At 73.1% G+C, this 20,274-nt stretch carries 17 protein-coding genes; 11 read left to right on the top strand and 6 right to left on the bottom strand.

What is annotated here, in order from left to right; translation table 11 throughout:
- Positions 1-148 precede the first annotated feature (148 nt).
- Positions 149-790 (bottom strand): response regulator, encoded by a 642-nt coding sequence (locus ACGFU6_RS25285; protein WP_393614074.1) that lies wholly within the window; start codon positions 788-790, stop codon positions 149-151.
- Positions 791-793: 3 nt separating this feature from the next.
- Positions 794-2,098: a sensor histidine kinase gene (locus ACGFU6_RS25290; RefSeq protein WP_393614076.1), complete on the bottom strand. Its 1,305-nt coding sequence runs from the start codon at positions 2,096-2,098 to the stop codon at positions 794-796.
- 131 nt (positions 2,099-2,229) lie between these two features.
- Between ACGFU6_RS25290 and ACGFU6_RS25295 the strand changes: the two genes are divergently transcribed.
- On the top strand, positions 2,230-2,964 hold the full coding sequence (locus tag ACGFU6_RS25295) for an ABC transporter ATP-binding protein (RefSeq protein ID WP_393614078.1): 735 nt from the start codon (positions 2,230-2,232) through the stop codon (positions 2,962-2,964).
- On the top strand, positions 2,958-5,471 hold the full coding sequence (locus ACGFU6_RS25300; protein WP_393614080.1) for an ABC transporter permease: 2,514 nt from the start codon (positions 2,958-2,960) through the stop codon (positions 5,469-5,471). Before ACGFU6_RS25295 ends, ACGFU6_RS25300 begins: the two co-directional genes overlap by 7 nt.
- Positions 5,472-5,543: 72 nt before the next feature.
- Here ACGFU6_RS25300 and ACGFU6_RS25305 read toward each other — a convergent pair whose 3' ends face one another.
- Entirely contained in the window at positions 5,544-6,224 is a 681-nt protein-coding gene (locus ACGFU6_RS25305) for a phosphotransferase (RefSeq protein WP_393614082.1), read from the bottom strand.
- A gap of 239 nt (positions 6,225-6,463) precedes the next feature.
- Between ACGFU6_RS25305 and ACGFU6_RS25310 the strand changes: the two genes are divergently transcribed.
- On the top strand, positions 6,464-7,843 hold the full coding sequence (locus ACGFU6_RS25310; protein ID WP_393614084.1) for an alpha-lytic protease prodomain-containing protein: 1,380 nt from the start codon (positions 6,464-6,466) through the stop codon (positions 7,841-7,843).
- A 74-nt stretch (positions 7,844-7,917) separates the two neighbouring features.
- On the top strand, positions 7,918-8,757 hold the full coding sequence (locus ACGFU6_RS25315) for a carbohydrate-binding protein (protein WP_393614086.1): 840 nt from the start codon (positions 7,918-7,920) through the stop codon (positions 8,755-8,757).
- An 85-nt stretch (positions 8,758-8,842) separates the two neighbouring features.
- Here ACGFU6_RS25315 and ACGFU6_RS25320 read toward each other — a convergent pair whose 3' ends face one another.
- Positions 8,843-10,558, bottom strand: a complete 1,716-nt coding sequence (locus tag ACGFU6_RS25320; protein WP_393614088.1) for a bifunctional 3'-5' exonuclease/DNA polymerase — start codon at positions 10,556-10,558, stop codon at positions 8,843-8,845.
- 121 nt (positions 10,559-10,679) lie between these two features.
- On the opposite strand from ACGFU6_RS25320, the gene ACGFU6_RS25325 reads away from it, so the two are divergent.
- From ACGFU6_RS25325 to ACGFU6_RS25335, 3 genes are all read left to right on the top strand, one after another.
- On the top strand, positions 10,680-11,591 hold the full coding sequence (locus ACGFU6_RS25325) for an NADP-dependent oxidoreductase (protein ID WP_393614090.1): 912 nt from the start codon (positions 10,680-10,682) through the stop codon (positions 11,589-11,591).
- 149 nt (positions 11,592-11,740) lie between these two features.
- Positions 11,741-12,943 carry a DUF2786 domain-containing protein gene (locus ACGFU6_RS25330; protein ID WP_393614092.1) on the top strand — a complete coding sequence of 401 codons (1,203 nt, stop codon included), beginning with the start codon at positions 11,741-11,743 and terminating at the stop codon, positions 12,941-12,943.
- A 126-nt stretch (positions 12,944-13,069) separates the two neighbouring features.
- Entirely contained in the window at positions 13,070-15,229 is a 2,160-nt protein-coding gene (locus tag ACGFU6_RS25335) for an FUSC family protein (RefSeq protein ID WP_393614094.1), read from the top strand.
- Positions 15,230-15,256: 27 nt separating this feature from the next.
- Here the strand turns inward: ACGFU6_RS25335 and ACGFU6_RS25340 are convergent, their stop codons facing one another.
- Positions 15,257-15,754, bottom strand: coding sequence for a hypothetical protein (locus tag ACGFU6_RS25340; protein ID WP_393614099.1), 498 nt, complete (start codon positions 15,752-15,754; stop codon positions 15,257-15,259).
- Positions 15,755-16,003: 249 nt separating this feature from the next.
- Between ACGFU6_RS25340 and ACGFU6_RS25345 the strand changes: the two genes are divergently transcribed.
- The gene (locus ACGFU6_RS25345; protein ID WP_123525223.1) at positions 16,004-16,246 is read left to right on the top strand and encodes a DUF397 domain-containing protein; all 243 of its coding nucleotides are present in this window, start codon (positions 16,004-16,006) and stop codon (positions 16,244-16,246) included.
- A 105-nt stretch (positions 16,247-16,351) separates the two neighbouring features.
- On the opposite strand, the gene ACGFU6_RS25350 is transcribed toward ACGFU6_RS25345, so the two are convergent.
- Entirely contained in the window at positions 16,352-16,843 is a 492-nt protein-coding gene (locus ACGFU6_RS25350; RefSeq protein WP_393614101.1) for an ATP-binding protein, read from the bottom strand.
- 333 nt (positions 16,844-17,176) lie between these two features.
- Between ACGFU6_RS25350 and ACGFU6_RS25355 the strand changes: the two genes are divergently transcribed.
- The 3 genes from ACGFU6_RS25355 to ACGFU6_RS25365 are packed head-to-tail and all read left to right on the top strand — an operon-like array spanning position 17,177 to position 20,260.
- Positions 17,177-18,058 carry a helix-turn-helix transcriptional regulator gene (locus tag ACGFU6_RS25355; RefSeq protein WP_123525225.1) on the top strand — a complete coding sequence of 294 codons (882 nt, stop codon included), beginning with the start codon at positions 17,177-17,179 and terminating at the stop codon, positions 18,056-18,058.
- 54 nt (positions 18,059-18,112) lie between these two features.
- Complete coding sequence (locus ACGFU6_RS25360) at positions 18,113-19,570, top strand: aldehyde dehydrogenase family protein (protein WP_393614103.1); 1,458 nt, start codon at positions 18,113-18,115, stop codon at positions 19,568-19,570.
- Positions 19,571-19,618: 48 nt separating this feature from the next.
- A complete protein-coding gene (locus ACGFU6_RS25365) occupies positions 19,619-20,260 on the top strand; it encodes a PadR family transcriptional regulator (RefSeq protein WP_393614105.1) in 642 nt (213 codons plus the stop codon).
- The last annotated feature ends 14 nt before the right edge of the window (positions 20,261-20,274 follow it).

Consider the following 20,274-nt stretch of genomic DNA (forward strand, 5'->3'; position numbering starts at 1 on the left):
TGATTCCTGCTCACTGAGCATTTCAGAGTGACCACCGGGCTGGCGCCATCGTGACTCCTGCAGGTCAGCGGGCCTGGTGTGAGTGGTGGGTGAGCTCCGACAGCCCCGGACGGCCAACCAGGCAGGCCGGCGACTTCTGAAACACGGCCTAACCGCGCAGGTACGCCAGTACGGCCAGCACCCGGCGGTTCGTGGTGTCGTCCAGCGACAGATCCAGCTTGCCGAGGATGCTGCCGAAGTGCTTGCTGACCGTGCCCTCGCTGACCGTCATCGCCGCGGCGACCGACGCGTTGGACTTGCCCTCCGCCATCAGCGCGAGCACCTCCTGCTCGCGGGCGGTCAGCCGCGACAGCGGGTCCCTGCGGTGCCGGATCAGCTGGCGGACCACCTCCGGATCCACCACCGTGTCACCGGCGCCGACCCGCTGCAGGGCGTCGATGAACTCCTCGACGTGACCGATCCGTTCCTTGAGCAGATAGCCGACGCCCCTGCCGTCCGCGGAGTCGAGCAGATCCTCCGCATAGGCGCGCTGAACGTACTGGCTGAGTACGAGGACGGGGAGATCCGGCTGCCGGGTGCGCAGTTCGATCGCGGCGCGCAGGCCCTCGTCCGAGAAGCCCGGCGGCATCCGGACATCGGTCACCACGATGTCCGGGCGGTGCTCGGTGACGGCCGCGATCAGCTCGTCGGCGGTGCCGGCTCCCGCCACCACCTGGTGCCCGAACCGCTCCAGCAGACCGACCAGTCCCTCCCGCAGGAGCACGCTGTCCTCGGCCAGTACGATCCGCACGGGTCAGGCCCTTCTGTTCGTGGGCGGCTTGCCCGCGGGCGGGGCGGGGACCTCCAGGCGGAACACCGTGGGGCCGCCGGCGGGACTGGACAGTAGCAGGTGGCCGCCGAGCACCGAGAGACGGTCGGCCACCCCCTCAAGTCCCGTTCCGCCGCTGGTCACCGCCCCGCCCACGCCGTCGTCCGAGACCTCCACCACGAGCCGTCCCCGCTCGGCCCGGCCGGTCACCCGGGCCCGCCGCGCCCCGCTGTGCTTGGCCACATTGGCGAGCGCCTCGCACACCGCGAAGTAGACCCCGGTCTCGACCGCTTCGAGCAGCCGGTCCGGCACGTCGAGGTCCACGTCCACCGGCACCACCGAGCGGTCCGCGACGTCCTCCACGGCGGCCCGCAGCCCGCGGTCGGTGAGCACCTGGGGGTGAATGCCCCGGATCAGCTCCCTGATCTCCACCAGGGCGACCCCGGCCTCCTCGTGGGCCTTGGCCAGCAGCCCGGCCAGCGGTGGCTCCGGGCTCTCCAGCCTGGCCAGGCCGAGCGTCATGGAGAGGGCGACGAGCCGTTGCTGCGCACCGTCGTGCAGATCGCGTTCGATCCGGCGGCGCTCCGCCTCGAAGGCGTCCACCAGGCGGGTCCGGGAGCGGCCCAACTCCTGGATCCTGGAGTCGAGTCCCGTCTCCGGCGGGGAGAGCAGCTGCCGGGTCAGCATCGCCCGGCCGGCCGCGAGCAGCCCCAGCGGGTAGGCGAACACGGGCAGCAGGACCAGCCCGGCCAGCAGCGCCGCGAAGGCCGGCGGGTAGGAGTGGGCGAGCCAGATCTTGAGCACCCGGACCTCGTCGCCGCCGCTCGCCGCCAGCACCGCGGGCGCCGCGATCAGCCCGCCGCAGACCGTGAGGGCCGCCCCCGCGGCCAGCGCCTCCAGCGGCCACAGCACCAGGGCGAGCAGCAGCGCGTACCCCAACTCGCGCCAGGTGGCCCGCTCCTGAAGGCGGGTGCGCAGCCACGACGACAGCCCGGTGCCGTCCGGTTCGCGGTGCGCCGGGGCGAGGGGCCGGGGGTCGATCAGCCGCAGCCTGCGCCGCTCCAGCGCGGCCAGCGGGATGCCCGCGAGCACCAGGGTGAGCAGCAGCGGGATGCCGATCAGGACCACCGAGAGCGCACCGCCCGCGACGGTCAGCAGGACCAGCACGGTGAGCGTCGCGATGCCCAGCGGCACGCCGGTCAGCAGGTACAGCGCGGCCCGCCAGGGCCAGCCGCCGAGTACGTAGCCGCGCTGTCGCAACGCCTGCGGGAGGCCGGGGGATGAGGGCATGGGGGAACGGTAGGCGGCGCCCGGGAGCCGGACCACCCAGCAGCGTCGACCCCGGTGGTGGAGCTACCTCCACCACCGGGACTCCCACTCGCTGCGATGTGCCGGAAGGGCGGCGGCGGTTGGCTGGGCCCATGAACGAAACAGCTGTCCGACTCCGCTCGGTCACCCGGTCCTACGGCAGGAAATCCGGCGCGGTGACCGCGCTGGACAAAGTGAGCCTGGACATCCCGCGCGGCACCTTCACCGCGGTCATGGGCCCGTCCGGCTCCGGCAAGTCGACCCTGCTCCAGTGCACCGCCGGGCTCGACCGGCCGACCGGCGGCCAGGTGTTCCTCGGTGACACCGAACTGACGGGGCTCAGCGAGCGGAGGCTGACGCTGCTGCGCCGCAGCCGTATCGGCTTCGTCTTCCAGGCGTTCAACCTGCTGCCCTCCCTCACCGCCGAGCAGAACGTGGCGCTTCCGCTGCGGCTGGCCGGCCGGCGCCCGGCGCGGGCCGAAGTCCTGGGCGTACTGGAGCGGGTGGGGCTGCGCGAGCGGGCGGGGCGCCGGCCGGGCGAGCTGTCCGGCGGCCAGCAGCAGCGGGTCGCCCTGGCCCGTGCGCTGGTCACCCGGCCCGACGTGCTCTTCGGCGACGAACCCACCGGGGCGCTGGACTCCACCACCGGACAGGAGGTGCTCGCGCTGATGCGCACCATGGTCGACGACGGCCAGACCGTGATCATGGTGACGCACGACCCGGTCGCGGCCTCCCGCGCCGACCGGGTGCTGTTCCTCGCCGACGGCCGGGTACGGGACGAGCTCCACGCACCGGACGCCGAGCAGATCGCCGCGCGCATGACGCGGATGGCGGCGGTCCCGTGCTGAGTCTCGTGCTCCGGGGCATCCGGACCCGCTGGGTCACCTTCGCCGGCTCCTTCGTCGCGCTGGCCCTCGGCGTGGGGATCGTCGCCACCACCGGTCTGGCGCTCGCGGCGACGTTCGACGCCCCGCACCGGGGCCCGGAGCGGTTCGCCGCGGCCCCCGTCCTGGTCAGGGGCGAGGACCGGCTGCGCGTGGACACCCCGATCGGCGTCCGCACCCGGCCGCTCACCGACCCCCGGCCGGTCCCGGCCGCGCTCGCCGCGGAACTCGCCGGCCTGGGCCGTACCGAACTGGACCGCACGTTCCCCGTCTCCGTCGGCCACACCGGCGGCGGCGTTGTCGGACACCCCTGGACCATCGCGTCCGCCACCCCCTACCGGCTCGCCTCCGGACGGGCCCCGGCCGCGTCCGGCGAGGTCGTCGTGACGGACGGGGACGGCTCCGGCCCGGAGACGGGGGACCGCGTCACCGTCACCACCCCGGCGGGCAGCGGCACCAGAACCGTCGTCGGGACGGTGACGCGGTCCCCCGTCTTTGAAACCGCCGCCCCGGAGACAGCCGGCTTCGAGACCGCCGTGTTCTTCACCGAGGCCGAGGCAGCCAGGATCTCGCCGGACATCGACGCCGTGGTGGTGCACGCGGACCCGGCGGCGGTGCGCGCGGCAGTGGGCCGGGACTCCGGCATGGCGGTCCTCACCGGCGACGAGCGGCGCCGCGCCGATCCCGATCCGGACCGGGACGCCGAGGCCCTGGTCTCGGTCAACGCCCTGCTCGGCACGGCCGCGGGCATCACCGCCTTCGTCAGCGTCTTCGTGATCGCCTCGACCTTCTCCTACGGAGTGGCCCAGCGCCGCCGCGAGTTCGGCCTGCTGCGCACGGCGGGCGCCACCCCCGGCCAGGTGCGCGGACTGGTGTACGCGGATGCCGTCCTCGTCGGCGTGCTCGCGTCGGCCGCGGGCTGCCGGCTGGGCCTGTACGGTGCGCCCCGGCTCGCCTCCTGGATGGCCGGCGAGGGGATCGCGCCCCGCTGGTTCGCGATCGGTGACCAGAGCTGGCCGCTGCACACCGCGTTCTGGACCGGGCTCGCCGTGGCGCTGGCCGGAGCGGTCGCCGCCGCGCACCGGGCCGGGCGGACCGGGCCGGTCGAGGCGCTGCGCGAATCCGCCGTCGACAGCGGCTCGATGCCGCTGAGCCGGCTGCTGCTGGGCGCGGCCGTACTGCTGACCGGGACCGTGCTGGTGGCCGTCGCGCTCGTCCAGGACCCCGGCGGGATGCTCAAGCGCAAGACGTACATCACCCAGCCGATGCTGCTCATCGTCGGGTGCGCCCTGTTCGCACCCGTGCTGGTCCGCCCCGCCACCCGGCTCCTCACCTGGCTGCCGGCGCAACTGCGCGGCGCCACCGGCGTACTGACGAGGGAGAACGCCTCAGCCGGGCTGCGCCGGACGGCCGCCGTCGCCGCTCCCGTGCTCGTCACCGTGGCCCTGGCCGCGTCGCTCATGGGTACGACGGCCACCATCGACGCGGCCAAGGCCGCGGAGGCGCGCACCCAGGTGACCGGGGACTTCGTGGCCACGGCGGACGGCGGGGGCGGCTCGCTCTCACCTCGGTTCGTCGAGCGGGCCCGGCACATCCCCGGTGCGGTGGTCAGCGCCTCGCGCTCGACCTCCGTGACCGTACTGGAGGAGGGCACGGCACTCGTCGGCTCCGAGGCCAGGGCGGTGGATCCCGCGGACGCGGCCGCCGTGTCCGCGCTGCCGGTGGTGGCGGGCCGGTTCGCGGACCTCGACGACGACGGCATCGTCGTCAACGAGGAGTGGCTGACCACGACGGTCGGTGAGCGCGTCGGCGTCTGGCTGGGCGACGGCCGCCACGTCACCCTGAGGGTGGTGGCCGTGCTCGCCACCGGCACGGGCGGCAACGGCGTCTACCTCACCCCGCACAACGCCGCCGGTGCCGGCATCGACCGTGCCGACGTCGGGGTCCGGGCCGGTGCGGACGGTCAGGCCGTCGCGCAGCGGCTGTACGCGGCCGGGCGGGCGACCGGCACCGACGTGCTGACCACGCAGCGGTGGGTGGCGGCCACCCACCCGGCGACCGGCGGCAGCACCCGGACCGGACTGCTGATGATCCTGGCGATCGCCCTGCTGTACACCGGGATCGCGCTGGCCAACACGCAGGTGATGGCCACCTCGGACCGGGTGCGGGAGCTGGCGGTGCTCCGTCTCGCCGGGGCGACGAAGGCGCAGGTGCTGCGGCTGGTCGGGGTGGAGGCGCTGGCCGTGGTCGGGGTGGGCGCGGTGCTCGGCGCGGTCGTCGCCGCGCTGAACCTGCTCGGCGTGCGCGCCGCCCTCGGACTGCTCGGCGTCGGGTCCGGCGTCGTCGTCCCGTGGGGCACCGTCGGCCCCGTGGTGGCGGTGAGCGCGGCCCTGGCCGTGGTCTTCGCCGTGCTGCCCGCCTCGCTGGCGCTGCGCACCCGGCCGGTCGAACTGGCGGGCGCGCGCGAATGAGCGTGGTTCGTGCGTACGGGCCTGCGCCGTAAGACCCTGTGCCCTGCGGGCCCGTGCCGTACGGGCCGGGGTCTACGCCGACAGTGCGGTGACCAGGTCCGACGCCTCGCCGATGCGGGCCAGTTCGGCCGGGCTCATCGACGGGTTGGCGGTGCGGCGGGCCGCCGCCGCGGCGAGGTGGCGGCCCGGTATGCCGTCGCCGGCGGCCAGCAGCGGCACCAGGATGTCCACCAGCGCACGCGCCCCGCCCGCGGCCGGGTCATGGGGGTCGACCGCGACCTGGGCCAGGATCAGCGCGGTCATGGCCCGGTCCAGGGCGGGCAGGCCCTCCTCGGTGTTGCTCCAGTCGATCACCACGGGGCCGTCGGCCGTCAGCATCACGTTGCCCGGATGCAGGTCGAGGTGGAGGATCCGGTCCTCGGGATCCGCCGAGAGCCGCGCCGGGACGGTGTGCAGGTCCGCGAGCAGGCCGGCCAGCATGGCGGAGCCCTCGGCCCCGTCGAGCTCGCCGGACATCAGGGACTCCAGCATCGTCGGTCCGCTCAGGCGCTGCAGCACCAGATCGCCGGGGCCGGCCGAGACGGGCAGCGGGCCGAGCCGGGGGACCGGGTAGCCGGAGGCCGACAGGTAGGACATGACGGGCATCTCGTGCCTGGCGTCCAGCCCGACGCGATAGCGGCGCAGGACCCACCGCTCGTCCAGCTCGTATACGTCGGCGGAGCGTCCGGTGCCCAGCAGTTGGCCTATGCGCATGAGGGGAACCTACTCGCGCGGGCCGTGAACGGGGAGGCCGGAGCGCGGGTTTCGCCATGTCGCCGCCGTTCACGGCCGCCCCATAACGCGATGCGATGGGGCGGACGGGATCTCCTCGATCCGGGTGCGCGCGGCTACGTTGTCGGCAATTCCCCGGCAACAAGCCCGTTGCGGCACGCCCCCCGTGCCCTCCCCCGCAAGACCTCCCCCGCAACACCCCGCGACACAAGGAGAGTTCCGTGGAGACTTCCATGCTCCGAAGACGCGCACTGGCCGCGTGCACCGCCACCGTGGCCGTCGGCGCGCTCGGCCTGGCCGGGCTGACCGGCACCGCGTCCGCCGACCCTTCCCCTGCTGCCCCCAAGTCCCCGGTCGCCGGGGCGGACCGGCTCTCTCCCGGCCTGGTCGAGGCGATGCGGCGCGACCTCGGGCTCACCGCCGACGGGGTGCGCGCCAGGATCGGTGCGGAGACCCGGGCGGCAGCCGTGGCCGCCGGACTGCGGCACTCCCTCGGCGCCGGTTTCGGCGGCGCCCGGGTGAGCGGTGACGCGGCCGGGCTGACCGTCGCCACCACCGACGCGGCGGACACCGCCAGGATCACCGAGGCCGGAGCGCGGGCCGTCGTCGTCGCCCACAGCCTGGCCGAACTCACCTCGGCGAAGGACGCCCTCGACCGGGTGGCGCGACACCGGCCGCCGAAGGACGTACCCGCCTGGTACGTCGATGTGCGCACCAACCGCGTCGTCGTCCAGGCCGGCCGGGGCGCCGCCGCCGAGACGTTCCTCGCCGCGGCCGGCGTGCCCCGCGCACTGGTGACGCTCAGTCAGTCGTCAGGCCGTCCGCGCACGTTCACCGACCTGCGGGGCGGTGACGCGTACTACATGAACGGCTCGGGGCGCTGCTCCATCGGCTTCCCCGTCAAGCGCGGCACCCAGGGCGGCTTCGTCAGTGCCGGGCACTGTGGGACCCCGGGCGTCAGCACCAGCGGCTACAACCAGCAGGCGCAGGGCTCCTTCCAGGGCTCCACCTTCCCCGGCCGCGACTACTCCTGGGTCGCCGCGAACACCGGGTGGACCCCGCGTCCGCTGGTGAACGGCTACGGCAACGGCGATGTGACGGTCACCGGTTCCACCGAGGCGCTGGAGGGCTCGTCCGTCTGCCGGTCTGGCTCGACGACCGGCTGGCACTGCGGCACCGTCCAGCAGCGCAACAGCAGCGTCACCTACCAGGAGGGCACCGTCTCCGGGGTGACCCGTACCAACGTGTGCGCCGAACCGGGCGACTCGGGCGGCTCGTTCGTCTCCGGGAGTCAGGCCCAGGGCGTCACCTCCGGCGGCACGGGCAACTGCACCCAGGGCGGCACGACGTACTTCCAGCCGGTCAACCCGGCGCTGCAGGCGTACGGGCTGACCCTGGTCACCAGTGGCACCCCGACCGACCCGCCCACCGATCCGACCGACCCGCCGACCGATCCCGGTGGCAGCTGGGCGGCCGGCACGGCGTACGCCGCGGGTGACGTGGTGACGTACGGCTCCGGCAGCTACCGGTGCCTCCAGGGACACCTGGCCCAGCCCGGCTGGACGCCCCCGAACGTCCCCGCGCTGTGGCAGGCGCTGTAGTACCCCGGCACCGCAGACCCCGCACCGCAAGACCCGGCACCGCAGACCCCGCACCCCACCCCGAGGAGTCCGCCATGTCCCCCGACCCCGTCGACCGCTTCTCCCAGGACCGGCCGATCAGCCGCAAGACCCTGCTCAGGGCCGCCCTGGTGGCCACCGCGGTCCCGTTGTTCGCCGGGACCGGGGTGGCGCTGGCACGTGACACCCGCGCCACCGGCTTGCCGCTCGCCCCGACACCGGACTGCGACGACGGCGACGAGCCGACCCACGACCAGATCGAGGGCCCGTACTTCAAGCCGAACTCCCCGCTCCGCACCAGCCTGGTGACCGCCGGAACACCGGGCGTACGGCTGACCGTCAGCGGCTATGTCTTCGGGCGGGCCTGCAAGCCCGTGCCCGGGGTGCTGCTCGACTTCTGGCAGGCCGACACCAACGGCGCCTACGACATGAGCGGATTCGCCTTCCGCGGGCACCAGTTCACCGACGCGACCGGCGCCTTCACCCTCTCCACGGTGGTGCCGGGGCTGTATCCCGGCCGCACCCGGCACATCCACGTGAAGGCCCAGGCGCCGGGTTCGGGGATCCTCACCACGCAGCTCTACTTCCCGGACGAGCCGCGCAACAACACCGACACCCTCTTCGATCCGGCACTCCTGATGAACGTCCGGCCCGTCGGCTCCGCGAAGGAGGGGACCTTCGACTTCGTCCTCGACATCGCGCAGGACCCGACCGACCCCACGGATCCGCCGACCGATCCGCCGACCCAACCGGGCGGCGGCTGGGCGGCCGGCACGCTCTACAACGCGGGAGACCGCGTCACCTACGGCGGGGTCGCGTACCGCTGTCTGCAGGCGCACACCGCCCTGACCGGCTGGGAGCCGCCGAACGTCCCCGCGTTGTGGGAACGCGGGTAGACGAGCGGACCGGCGGGCACCACCGCCGCGCGTGTGCCCCGGGCTCCTCCCCCGGGGCACACGCCGTACCCGCTGACCGGTCCGGTCACTTGGCGTCCGAGTACCGCCGCACCACCGCCGTGGTGAACGGGAAGCGCACGGGTGTGTCACCGAAGGCGGTCCGCCCGGCCAGTTCACCGGCGGCCCGGACCGCCTCCACCACTGTTTCGGCCTCCTCCTGCGGACAGTGCACGATCACCTCGTCGTGCTGGAAGAAGACCAGTTCGGCCCGGAGCCCGGCGGCGGCGATCGACCGGCGCAGCGCGGCCAGGAGCAGCAGGGCCCAGTCGGCGGCGCTGCCCTGCACCACGAAGTTGCGGGTGAAGCGGCCGCGGGCACGGGCGTCGGACGAGGCGTAGCCGGGCGTGAAGGCGCCGTCCGCCGGCTGCCCGGAGCCGTCCCCGGCGAGCTCGTCGCCGCCGTCCTGCGGTATTCCGGCTTCCCCGTCCTCCCCGCTGCCGGCCGCCGGCGGGCTGGTCCGGCCGAGCCAGGTCCGTACGAGACGGCCCTCCTCGCCGGCCTTCGCGGCGTCGTCCACATAGGCGACGGCGTGCGGGAACCTCCGGCGCAGGGCGGCCAGATTCTTCAGGCCGTCCCCCGAGGTCTGGCCGTAGACGGCGCCGAGCAGCGCGATCTTGGCGTGCTCGCGGTCGCCGTGGAAGGCGCGGTCGGAGAGTGCGGTGTAGAGGTCTCCGTCGTGCCCGGCCACCTCCATGAGGCCCCGGTCGCGGGAGATGGCGGCCAGCACCCTCGGCTCCATCTGGTCGGCGTCCGCGACGACCAGGCGCCAGCCCTCGTCGGCGACGACCGCCCGCCGGATCACCTTGGGGATCTGCAGCGCCCCGCCCCCGTTGGTCGTCCAGCGGCCGCTGACCGTGCCGCCCGGCTGGTACTCGGGGCGGAAGCGGCCGTCGCGCACCCAGTCCTGGAGCCAGCTCCAGCCGTGTGCCGTCCAGATCCGGTACAGCTTCTTGTACTGGATGAGCGGCCGCACCGCCGGATGGTCCAGGCCCTCCAGCTCCCAGCGGCGGGTCGACTTCACCTTGATGCCGGCCTGGGCGAACGCCCGCACCACGTCGGCGGGGAGGTCCGGGCGGACCCTGCGGCCGAAGGCGGCCGACACCTCGCCGGCCAGCTCGGCCAGCCTGCGGGGCTCACCGCCGCCCGCGTACCGCTCGCCCAGCAGCTCCTGGAGGACGTCCCGGTGGACGTCGGCCCGCCAGGGCAGCCCCGCGCGGTGCATCTCGGCGGCGACCAGCATGCCGGCCGACTCGGACGCCGTGAGCAGGCGCATCCCGCCCGGCCGGTCCGTGGCGTCGTGCCGGGCGAGCTGCTCCGCGTACACCTGGAGCAGGGCGTCGAAGGGCAGGTCGGTGCCGGACGGGGGTTCGAACAGGGAGGACTGGGAGCCGGGCACCGCATGGCGCGGCGCCGGATCGCGCGGCACCGGGGCACGCAGCAGCCGGGCGTGGGCGGCGGCCGCCGAGCGGGGTTCACCGAGCCGGCCCTCGTGTCCCAGCAGCAGGGACTCCGCGGCCTCGATGTCGTAGCAGCGCTCGACGGTCACTCCGGCGGCGAGCAGCCGGGGGTAGATCTCGGTGGTCGAACGCCACACCCAGCGGGTGACTCCGGGGCGGGAGCGGACGGCCTCGGCCAGGTCGGGTTCGGTCACGACCGGGGCGGTGGGCAGGCCCGCACCGTCCAGCGGGACGAGGCGGGCGCCACCGCTCTCCGTGGTGGCCAGGGCCCAACGTTCGGTCATATGACCGAGTCTGGCACCCGGCACTGACAGTGCGAGGCGGCTGGCACCGGCGGGTCGCAGACGGGAAGATCGACACGGACCTGCTCCGGGGCCCGGAGCACCGACCGAGGGGACAGGCACGATGGAAGCGATCGTTTTCGAGGAGTTCGGCGGACCCGAGGTGCTGCATCCCGCCCGGGTCGAGGACCCGCATCCCGGTCCGGGCCAGGTGCGGGTGAAGGTCAAGGCCGCCGGGGTGAATCCGATGGACTACAAGATCCGGCGCGGCTGGATGCGCGAGGTGGTCCCCACCTCGCTCCCGGCGATCCCGGGCGTCGAGTTCGCCGGAGTGGTCGACCGGACCGGGGAGGGGGTCACCGGTGTCGAGGTGGGCGACGAGGTGCTGGGCCGCAGCGTCACGGGTTCCTACGCCGAGTACGTGCTGGCCGACGCCACCGGCGTCGCCCTCAAGCCGGCCGGGCTGAGCTGGCAGGACGCCGCCGCGCTGACCATCGCGGCGGACACCGCCCACCGCGTCCTGGACGAGCTCGCGGTGGCCGAGGGCGAGACGCTGCTGCTGCACGGGGCGGCCGGGGCCGTCGGATCGGCGGCGGTGCAGCTGGCGGTGGCCCGGGGCGCGACCGTGATCGGCACGGCGTCCGCCGCCAACCACGACTACCTGCGGGTGATCGGCGCGACCCCGGTGGAGTACGGGGACGGGCTGGTCGGCCGGGTCCGCGAGGCCGCTCCCCAGGGTGTGGACGCGGTCTTCGACGTGGCGGGGCGCGGTGCGCTGCCGGACTCCATCGAGCTGCGCGGCGGCACCACGGACCGGATCGTCACCATCGCCGACCCGGCGGCGGCAGAGCACGGCGTCCCCTTCCTCTCGGGTTCCCCCGGCTCCGCCGAGCAGCTGGCCGAGTTCGCCCGGCGCGCGGCCGACGGCGAGCTGCGGGTGCCGGTCGAGCGGGCCCTGCCGCTGGTCGACGCGGCCGACGCACAGCGGCTGAGCGAGGCGGGGCACGTCCGGGGCAAGGTCGTCCTCCTGCCGTGACGTGTGCGGGACACATTGCGGACCGGGGCCGGTGGATCGGGGCCGGCCCGGTGCGGCCGTCGGACCGGGGGCTGCGGACAGTGCTCGGCGAATTTCGTCCACAGCCTGTGGATTAAATCCGCCGAGCCCGCCACGCCTACCCTGACCTCATGGAACCGGTGATCGACCAGGCATTCGCGGCCGCCCTCTACTCGGACGGCGACGCCGGTCTCGACACCGGCGCCTCCCTCCTCGCCGCCGACCCGGCCAGCGACGCCGAGCTGCTGCGGCGCGGCGAGGAGTTCGTCCGGCGGGCCTGGGAGCGCGGCTGGCTGCCCGCCGATCTCGTACGGGTCGTCCGCCGTGAACTCGACGAGCCCGGGGCCGCGCTGGCCGCCGGACTGATCACCTCGCAGGTCCGGCGCTACGAGGGGCTGCCGCCCCGCTGGCAGTCCCAGCTGGACGAGCTGCCGGCGGCGCCCCGGCCGGGCCGGCCGGACCGGTTCTCGTACGCCTCCGCGCTGCTCGGGCTCTACCGGGTGCTGCTGCGGCTGCCCGCGATCGAACCCGTCGGGCCCCCGCCCGGTGCGCCGCGCGACGGGCTGCTCCGGCCGCCCGCGCACGACGAACCCCGCATGCTGACCCGCATCCGGGCGCTGCTGGCCAAGGCGGAGGCGACCGGGTTCCCGGAGGAGGCGGAGGCGCTCACCACCAAGGCGCAGGAGCTGATGGCCCGGCACAGCATCGACGAGGCGCTGCTCGCCGCCCGTACCCACAGCGACCGCGCGCCGGGCGCCTGCCGGATCGGGGTGGACGCCCCCTACGAGACGGCGAAGGCGATCCTGCTCGACGCCGTCGCCTCCGCGAACCGCTGCCGGGCCGTGTGGAACAGCGATCTCGGCTTCTCGACGGTCGTCGGCTTCGAGCCGGACCTGGAGGCCGTCGAACTGCTGCACACCTCGCTGCTGGTGCAGGGCACCGTGGCGATGACCGGGGCCGAGGCGGGCCAGCGGGCCGGCGGGCGCAAGCGGACCAAGACCTTCCGGCAGTCCTTCCTGATGGCGTACGCCCAGCGGCTGGGCCGCCGGCTGGCCGACGGAACCGCCCGCGCGACCGCCGAGGCCGATGCCGAGGGCGTCGCGGCCGGCCCGTCCACCGCGACGGACCCCGGGCTGCTGCCCGTGCTGGCCGCCCGCGACATGGCGGTCACGGACACCGCGGAGCGGATGTTCCCGCAGACCACGACCACCCGGGTGCGGGGCGCCGTCGACCCGGACGGCTGGACCCACGGCACGGCCGCCGCCGACCGGGCCAGGATGGGCGCGGACGCGCCGGAGATCTCCGGCCGGGGCGGGCGGACACCACGAGGCTGACGCCGCACGCGCCGCCGCGCGTACGACCCGAGGCGACGCCGCACGCGATGCGGGCGGCAGCGCCACAAGCAACCCGAGAAACCTCAACAACTCGGGCATAACGGTAAATCCGGTTAGGCTCTCGGCATGAGCTGGCTCCGGGCGCTGAAGGAGACCGCCCGCTCGGGGCTGACGATCGAGCGGCGGCGCCTCGAACCGCTGATCGCCATCCGCGGCGCGGCCGGTCTCGCCCTGGTGATCGGCGTGAGCCTGGCCCTGTTCGGGCCCGTGGTCGCGGCCAGCTCCGCGTTCGGCGCCTTCCAGGCGGCCATCGCCACCTTCCAGCGCAGCTGGCGGCCCCGGCCGGTGCTCGCCCTGGTCTCCGGCGCCAGCCTCGCGGTGTCCACGTTCATCGGCTACGTCACCGGCTCCCGGCTGCCGCTCTTCATACTGCTGCTGGTGCTCTGGACCTTCCTCGCCGGGCTGGCCTGGGCGGCGGGCCCGACCGGCGGCATCATCGCCGCGTCCAACGTCGCGATCATGCTGGTGACGATCACGCTGCCCACCTCCGTCGCCGAGGCGGCCCTGCACGGTGCGATGATCGCGTTCGGCGGGGTGGTCCAGGCGGCGCTGATCGTGCTGTTCCCGGTCCGAAGATGGGGGGCCCAGCGCGACGCCCTGGCCGACGCGCTCGCCGCCGAGGCGGACTACGCCCGCAGGCTGCGCCACGACCCGGTCGCCCACTTCGACCCGGTGCCGCTGATGGAGGCCCGCAGCGCCGCCGCCGTCACCCCGCGCCAGGCCCGCCGCCGCCCCGCCGAACTGCACGGCTCACGCGGGGTCGCGGAGCGGATCAGGCCGGTGCTCGCCTCACTCGCGGACCCGGCCATGGGCGTACCGGCCGAGGGCCCTGAGCGCGACCGGGTGCGCGAGCTGCTCGCCGCCGCCGGATCGCTGCTCGACGCGGCGGCCCGCGCGATCCGGCACGGCGATCCGGTGCGGCTGCCCGCGTCCGCCGTCGCCGCGCTGAAGACCCCCGACACCGGGTCGCTGCTCACCGGCCCGCCGCTGCGCGCCGCCGACCGGCTCGCCGACCTCCTCTCCGACGTGATCGAGGCGGCCGAGGGTGACGGCACCAAGGAGGAGCGGGCCGCGGCCGAGGAGACCGCCGACGCCATCACCGCGAGCCGGGGCCGGCGGCAGGTGGAGCACCAGCGACGCCCCACCCTGCTGCGCCTTGTCCCGGTCGTGCTCAGGTCGATGCGCCGCGAACTGCACCAAGGCTCCCCGATCCTGCGCCACGCGATCCGGATCTCCGTGGTCGCGGGCGTCGGCTACCTCATCGGCACCCTGCTGCCCTACGGCCACGGCTACTGGGCGCCGATGACGGCCGTGATGGTGATGCGGCCCGAGTTCTCCAAGACGTACGAACGCTCCGTGGCCCGCTTCGGCGGCACCGTCGTCGGGGTCTTCGTCGCCACCGTCATCGTGCAGACCGCCCACCCGGGGGCGGAGCTGTCCGCCGCGTTCGCCGTGGTCTGCGCCCTGCTGATGTACCTGCTGATGCGCACCGGCTACTCGGTCGGACAGGCCTGCGTCGCCGCGTACGTGGTCTTCCTGCTGGGCATGGCGGGCGACGACTGGTCGCAGACCGTGCTGGAACGGCTCGTGCTCACCCTCGCCGGCGGACTCCTCGCGATGATCTCGTACGCCGTCTACCCGGCGTGGGAGACCCCGAGGCTGCGCAACCGGCTCGGTGACTGGCTCAAGGAGGACGGCCGCTACGCCGCCGCGGTCGTCGACCAGTACGCCGACCCGGCCGACCGGGGCCACGACGACGTGCGCGACGCGCTGCTGCGCACCCGTGCGGCCCGGGTCGCCTGGCAGGAGGCGGTGGCCACCGCCCAGCACGAACCGGTGCGCCACCGCGGCCTGTCGCACGCCGCGGCCGGCGACACCCAGCACGCCCTCTCCCAGCTCGGCCGGGTCGCGATGCTGATGGAGGCCCACCTCCCGGAGGGCGGCGCCACCCCCGTACCGGAGGCCGGGCCGCTGGCCGAGGCGTTGCGCCGGGCCACCGAGCAGGGCGCGAAGGCGGTGCGGGAGCGGCGGGTGCCGGACTGGGGGCCGGTGCGGGACGCGCTGGAGCTGTGGGACGAGCAGGAGCTGCTGCGCGAAGGGGAGGCGGACCCGGTCGTGCGCAACGGGGCCGATCTCCTGCTCGAAGCCCTGGAGGAGTTCTCCCGGGGCCTGGACAGCGGCCCGGGGCCCCGGGCCGCCGACGCCACCGGCAGGCCGGGCGGCTGAGGGCGGCTCAGGGCGCGGAGTCGGGCGTTACGGGGTCGGCAGGCCGGGCAGCCCTTCGAGCGAGCCGGCGTCGGTCTTGCCGAGGGAGTCCTTGGTCCCGCCGTCCCACGAGACGACCACGGTCTTGCCGTCGTTGGACTCGACGGTGCCGGAGGTCCGGTCGGCATCGCCGTCGGCGCACTTCAGTTGCAGCGTCACCTTGTCCGCGCCCTTCGCGTTGCCCGAGCAGACATGGGAGTCGGCGACGACGACTGCCTTGCCCGAGGCGACGGACAGCACCACGGCCTTGCCGTCGGTCTGACCGGCCCAGGCGCCCTCCAGCGCCTCGAGCCCGCCGGTCGACGCGGCGTCGCCGCCACCGGTGGACGAGCCGTCGCCGCCGTCCGGTGCCGGGGTCGCGGTGGAGCCGGAGCCCTTGTCCGCGTCCGGCTTGTCGTTGTCGTTGTCGCTGCCGCAGCCGGTGAGCGCGAGTGCGGTCAGCAGCCCGGTGGCGACAACTGCACCGGTACGTACGAGTTTGCGCATGTGGAATTCCCCCTGGATGACGAAAGACCATCCAAGCTACCAGTGAGTCGCAACGGCATTGAGGCGGTCAACTCCGGGAACCGGGAGCGGAAACGGCCCGCCGTCCGTCTCTCCTGCAAGAAGCTGTAATCAGGGGAACACCCCGCGTGCACGTGCATCTGCGCATGCATCCGCTCATGCATTGGAATTTGAACACAGCTATGATCCGAGACAGTTGACACTTGCACCTTGCAACTCGGGGAGCGTCCTGTGCACCACGTGTACAACGGCATGGCGGCGACAGAGCTTCGCGGAGTCGCCTGGCAGAAGAGCAGACACAGCAACTCCCAGGGTTCGTGCGTGGAGTTCGCGAAACTGCCCGGCGGGGATGTGGCGATGCGCAATTCGCGCCACCCCGATGGGCCGGCGCTGGTCTACACGCCGGCCGAGATAGCGGCGCTGCTGCTCGGCGTCAAGGACGGGGAGTTCGACCACCTCGTAGCCGAGGGCTGACCTCCGCCCGGCCGCCCGGCACTGTGCCCCGCCGTCGCGGGCGGCGTCGGCCGGTCCGCCCGACGGGATGTCACGCCGGGCCGGGACCGCGCGTCCGGCGGAGTGTCACGCCGGTTCGGACAGCCGGAACAGCGCCCAGACGACTTTCCCGCGCAGGGCCGCGCCGCTCTCCGCACCGAGCGCGGGTGAGGGGTGCCAGCCCCAGGAGTCGCTGAAGGACTCCACGAGGAACAGACCGCGGCCCGACTCCGCGGAGTCGGCGGCCTCGGAGGCGACCGGGCTCGCCTGGCTCGGGTCCCGTACCGCGCACACCAGCCGCGAGGTCCAGCGCATCAGGTGCAGCCGCACGGGCGGGTCCTGCGCATCGCGCGGGAGGTCGGCGGGCAGCGCGTGCCGCAGGGCGTTGGTGACCAACTCGGAGACCACGAGGGCGACATCGTCGAACCGCTCGCTCAGACCCCAGCCGGTCAGGGTCGACCTGGTGAACTGTCTGGCCCCGCCGACGGCCTCGTAACGGGCGGGCAGGGTGCAGGTGGCTGACCCGGAGGCGGCGGAGGGATCGATGGGGGGAAGCCCCTGCCTTAAGGGCTCGAGCATCGTCGATCCATTCGTCCCCATGCGAGGCACTCCCGGGATTCGCGGCTGTCTCGGTACTACGGGTACTCGGGTACAGCGGCACAACACGAACGAGCACGCAGGTGCGCGACGCCCATGGTTCCGAATGCGCAGGGCAGATGCAAGGGCAGATGCACGTGCACGCGCCTGACCTGTCCGATCCCGTGCCGGTTCTGCCTCATTTCTTCCCTGTGGGAGTTTTGAAGTCCTGGGCAAGTCTTGCCATTTCCGTAATCGAATGAGTACGGGCTGAAGCGTTTTGATGGCAGAATCCGGCCCCTGGGGTTCAGGGGGAGCCCCGATGCCAGGGAAGCGATGGGGAGGGTTGGACCAGTGGCGGCAGGCGAGTCGAGTGGATCCGTGGTGCGGCGCATCCTGCTGGGCTCACAGCTCAGACGGCTGCGTGACTCGCGCGGTATCACCCGTGAGGCGGCCGGCTACTCCATCCGGGCTTCCGAATCGAAGATCAGCCGCATGGAGTTGGGACGGGTGAGCTTCAAGGCCAGGGACGTCGAGGACCTGCTCACGCTCTACGGCGTCACGGACGAGGGCGAGCGCGACTCCCTGCTCGGCCTGGCCCGTGAGGCCAACGTGGCGGGCTGGTGGCACAGTTTCGGCGATGTGCTGCCCGGCTGGTTCCAGACGTATATCGGTCTGGAGGGGGCGGCCTCGCTCATCCGGATCTACGAAGTCCAGTTCGTACACGGCCTGTTGCAGACCGAGGGCTACGCCCACGCGGTCGTCTCCCGAGGCATGCGCGGCGCCCCCGCCGCCGAGATCGACCGCCGGGTCGCCCTGCGGCTGGAGCGGCAGAAGGCCCTCGTCGCCGAGCGGGCCCCGCGCTTCCACGCCGTCCTGGACGAGGCGGCGTTGCGCCGTCCCTACGGCGGGCGCGAGGTGATGCGCGATCAATTGCGGCATCTGATCGAAATGTCGGAACAGCCGAACGTGACTCTCCAGGTGATGCCCTTCAGTTTTGGCGGGCACGCGGGAGAGAGCGGTTCATTCACGATGCTGCGATTCCCGGAATCCGATCTGTCGGACATTGTCTATTTGGAGCAGCTGACAAGTGCGCTCTATCTGGACAAGGCCGAAGAAGTCGCCCAGTACGAAAAGGCGATGGTGCGGCTCCACGCGGACAGCCCGGGTCCCGAGGAGAGCCGGGATCTGCTCCGTGGTCTACTCCAACTCACTTGATATTTCAGTACCATGACATCCCCACAGGAGTCTGCACCTGCAGTAAGGGATCGCATGTCCTTCTTCCACGAGCTGGCCGACCAGTACATCGACGGTGAATGGCGCACCGGGACCGGCTCGTGGGACATCATCGATTTCAATCCCTACAACGGGGAAAAGCTCGCCGCGATCACCATCGCCACCGTCGAAGAGGTCGACCTCGCCTACCGGGCGGCCGAGCGCGCCCAGCGGTCCTGGGTCGCCACGAGCCCGTACGAGCGCGCCCGGGTGATGGAACGGGCCCTGCGGATCACCGAGGAACTGGCCGAGGAGATCGTCGAGGCGGTCATCGACGAGCTGGGCGGCACCCGCTCCAAGGCGCGCTACGAACTGCGCGCCGCCCAGGAGTTCCTGCGCGAGGCCGCCCATCAGGCGCTGCACCCGGGCGGCCGGATCCTGGCCTCCCCGGTGGACGGCAAGGAGAACCGGCTGCTGCGGCAGCCGGTCGGGGTCGTCGGCGTCATCAGCCCCTTCAACTTCCCCTTCCTGGTGACGATGAAGTCGGTCGCGCCGGCCCTGGCGCTCGGCAACGCGGTCGTCGTCAAGCCCAACCAGAACGCCCCGGTGGTCGGCGGCGGACTGGTCGCCAAGATCTTCCATGACGCGGGACTGCCGGCCGGACTGCTCAACGTCCTGGTCACCGATGTGGCCGAGATAGGCGACGCGTTCATAGAGCACCCCGTCCCCAAGGTGATCTCCTTCGCCGGATCGGACCGGGTCGGCCGCCATGTCGGCGCGACGGCGGGCGCGCTCTTCAAGCGCACCATCCTCGAACTCAGCGGCAACAGCGCCCTGGTGGTGCTCGACGACGCGGACATCGACTACGCGGTCGACGCCGCGGTCTTCAGCCGCTTCGTCTACCAGGGCCAGGTCTGCATGGCCGCCAACCGCATTCTGGTGGACCGGGCGGTCGCGCCCGAGTTCACCGAGAAGTTCACCGCCCGGGTGGCGGCGCTGCGGACCGGCGACCCGCGCGACCCGGACACCCAGATCGGCCCGGTCATCAACACCTTCCAGGCCGACGCCCTGACCGCCCTGGTCGACCAGGCGGTCGCCGAGGGCGCCACGGCACTGGTCCGGGGCCGCACCCGGGGCAACCTCGTGGAGCCCACCGTGCTCACCGGGCTCGCGGACGACTCCCCGCTGCTCTCCCAGGAGATCTTCGGCCCGGTCGCGCTGCTGGTCACCTTCGACGGCGAGGAGGAGGCCGTACGGCTCGCCGACGACGGTCCGTACGGGCTCAGCGGCGCCGTGCACACCGCGGACGTCGAGCGCGGGGTGCGGTTCGCCCGGCGGATCCGCAGCGGGATGTTCCACGTCAATGACACCACCGTCCAGGACGACCCGCTGGTCGCCTTCGGCGGCGAGAAGGACTCCGGGACGGGGCGGCTGAACGGCGAGGCGACGGTGGATGCCTTCACCACCCAGAAGTGGATATCGATCCAGCACGGCCGGAGCGTTTTCCCGCTCTGAATCACGCACCGCTACTCTAATCAAAATTGAGTAGAAAGGTGTGTGGGTATGTCCGCGATCCGGCTGCTGGTCCTCTGCGCCGTACGGCAGCACGGCCGGGCGCACGGCTACCAGATCCGCAACGACCTGGAGTACTGGGGCGCCCACGAGTGGTCCAGCGCCAAGCCCGGATCGATCTACCACGCACTGAAGCAGATGGCGAAGCAGGGCGTGCTGATCGCCCACGAGGTCGCCCCGAGCACGGCCGGCGGCCCGCCGCGCACCGAGTACGAGATCACCGAGCAGGGTGACGCGGAGTACTTCACGCTGCTGCGCGCGGCCCTCACGTCGTACGACCAGAAGCTGGACGTGCTGTCGGCGGGGCTGGGCGGCATCGTCGACCTGGAGCGGTCCGAGGCGGTGTCCCTGCTCAAGGAGCGGGTGGCGGGGCTGGCCAGGTGGCGGACGTCGGTCACCGAGTACTACACGCCGGAGGCCGGGCCCGAGTCGATCGGCCACATCGGCGAGATCATGAACATGTGGGTGCACTCGGCGGACGCGGGGGCCGAGTGGACGCGGGGGCTGATCGCCCGGATCGAGGGCGGCGCGTACATCTTCGCGGGTGAGGGCGAGCCGTTCGTCGGCGTGCTGGCCGAGGGCGAGGAGAACCCCTACGCGACCGGCACGGCCGATCCCGGGGACGCTCACTAATCAAGTTTGACGAA

Origin of the sequence: Streptomyces sp. NPDC048462 (assembly GCF_043200175.1) — a bacterium.
Taxonomy (GTDB): Bacteria; Actinomycetota; Actinomycetes; order Streptomycetales; family Streptomycetaceae; genus Streptomyces.

Coding starts and splice junctions, on each gene's coding strand:
- ACGFU6_RS25335 (WP_393614094.1), top strand. CDS start 13,070: ATGAGCTGGCTCCGGGCGCTGAAGGAGACCGCCCGCTCGGGGCTGACG.
- ACGFU6_RS25325 (WP_393614090.1), top strand. CDS start 10,680: ATGGAAGCGATCGTTTTCGAGGAGTTCGGCGGACCCGAGGTGCTGCAT.
- ACGFU6_RS25290 (WP_393614076.1), bottom strand. CDS start 2,098: ATGCCCTCATCCCCCGGCCTCCCGCAGGCGTTGCGACAGCGCGGCTAC.
- ACGFU6_RS25305 (WP_393614082.1), bottom strand. CDS start 6,224: ATGCGCATAGGCCAACTGCTGGGCACCGGACGCTCCGCCGACGTATAC.
- ACGFU6_RS25360 (WP_393614103.1), top strand. CDS start 18,113: ATGTCCTTCTTCCACGAGCTGGCCGACCAGTACATCGACGGTGAATGG.
- ACGFU6_RS25355 (WP_123525225.1), top strand. CDS start 17,177: ATGGGGAGGGTTGGACCAGTGGCGGCAGGCGAGTCGAGTGGATCCGTG.
- ACGFU6_RS25340 (WP_393614099.1), bottom strand. CDS start 15,754: ATGCGCAAACTCGTACGTACCGGTGCAGTTGTCGCCACCGGGCTGCTG.
- ACGFU6_RS25350 (WP_393614101.1), bottom strand. CDS start 16,843: ATGCTCGAGCCCTTAAGGCAGGGGCTTCCCCCCATCGATCCCTCCGCC.
- ACGFU6_RS25365 (WP_393614105.1), top strand. CDS start 19,619: ATGTCCGCGATCCGGCTGCTGGTCCTCTGCGCCGTACGGCAGCACGGC.
- ACGFU6_RS25330 (WP_393614092.1), top strand. CDS start 11,741: ATGGAACCGGTGATCGACCAGGCATTCGCGGCCGCCCTCTACTCGGAC.
- ACGFU6_RS25295 (WP_393614078.1), top strand. CDS start 2,230: ATGAACGAAACAGCTGTCCGACTCCGCTCGGTCACCCGGTCCTACGGC.
- ACGFU6_RS25315 (WP_393614086.1), top strand. CDS start 7,918: ATGTCCCCCGACCCCGTCGACCGCTTCTCCCAGGACCGGCCGATCAGC.
- ACGFU6_RS25320 (WP_393614088.1), bottom strand. CDS start 10,558: ATGACCGAACGTTGGGCCCTGGCCACCACGGAGAGCGGTGGCGCCCGC.